Origin of the sequence: Bradyrhizobium sp. HKCCYLRH3099 (assembly GCF_051167855.1) — a bacterium.
In the GTDB taxonomy this organism is placed as follows: domain Bacteria; phylum Pseudomonadota; class Alphaproteobacteria; order Rhizobiales; family Xanthobacteraceae; genus Bradyrhizobium.
Window position 1 is genome coordinate 1 of sequence record NZ_JBNPTW010000039.1, and the last position, 1,269, is coordinate 1,269.

Annotated in this window: 1 protein-coding gene; it reads left to right on the forward strand. The window is 63.8% G+C overall.

All coding sequences use genetic code 11. The features are described 5' to 3' along the window. Positions 1-64 precede the first annotated feature (64 nt). Positions 65-1,251, forward strand: a protein-coding gene (locus ACQR1Y_RS34635; RefSeq protein WP_434880147.1) for an IS3 family transposase whose coding sequence is annotated in 2 segments (ribosomal slippage) — positions 65-317 and positions 317-1,251 — 1,188 coding nt in all. Because the reading frame shifts where the segments join, the coding sequence is not laid out codon by codon here. Positions 1,252-1,269: the final 18 nt, after the last annotated feature.

Genomic DNA, 1,269 nt, shown 5'->3' on the forward strand with positions numbered 1-1,269 from the left:
CTGATCTGCCCCTAAGAATTTCCTCCAGAAGGATTTAGAGTCCGGCCTGACGAAGGACGGACAGATGAAGCGGAAGCGGTTCACGGAAGAGCAGATCATCGCGGTTTTGAAAGAGCACGAGGCCGGTGCGAAGACGGCCGATCTGGCTCGCAAGCACGGGATCTCGGAGGCGACGCTCTACAATTGGAAGGCCAAGTTCGGCGGCATGGACGTCTCCGAGGCCAAGCGGCTCAAGGCGCTCGAGGACGAGAATGCCAAGCTGAAGAAGCTGCTGGCCGAACAGATGCTCGATGCGGCGGCGCTGCGGGAGCTGCTCTCAAAAAAATGGTAGGGCCTGCCGCCAAGCGCGCCGCGGCGGCGCACCTGCAGGCCAAGCTGGGCCTGTCGGAACGGCGGGCCTGCTCGATCGTCGGGGCGGATCGGACGATGGTGCGCTACCGGTCTCGTCGCCCCTCGGACGCCGAGCTTCGGGGCAGACTGCGCGAGCTTGCCAACGAACGGCGGCGGTTCGGCTATCGTCGGCTGTTCATCCTGCTGCGACGGGAGGGCGAGCGATCGGGCATCAACCGTATCCATCGGCTGTACCGCGAAGAAGGGCTTACGGTGCGCAAGCGACGCGCCCGTCGAAAGGCTATCGGGATGCGGGCTCCGATCCCGGTGGAAGCGAAACCGAATGCGCGCTGGTCGCTGGACTTTGTCTCTGACCAGTTCGCCAACGGTCGGCGCTTCCGCATCCTCAACATCGTCGATGATGTCACCAAGGAGTGTCTGGGCGCGATCCCGGACACCTCGATCTCGGGCCGGCGGGTGGCACGAGAGCTGACGGCCATCGTCGCCTGGCGCGGCAAGCCGGGATCAATTGTGTCCGACAACGGCACCGAGTTCACCTGCAATGCGATGCTGGCTTGGTGCCAGGACAACAGCATCGCCTGGCACTTCATCGCACCGGGCAAGCCGATCCAGAACGCCTTCGTCGAAAGCTTCAACGGCAGGATGCGCGACGAGCTGCTGAACGAGACGCTGTTCTTCGGCATCGCCGAGGCACGGAGCAAGATTGCTGCATGGGTCGCCGACTACAATGGCGAGCGGCCTCACTCCTCGCTGAAATACCAGACCCCGGCGGCCTACGCTGCCACATTCACCGCAACGGGCGATCGGCTGCGCAACCCCGACCAGCTCCGCCGCTCGCCCGTTGCTCCACCCGCGCCAATCGGCGTAAAACCCACTCGGACTCTAGATGCTGCTGGATGAAACTTCGGTGGCAGGTCA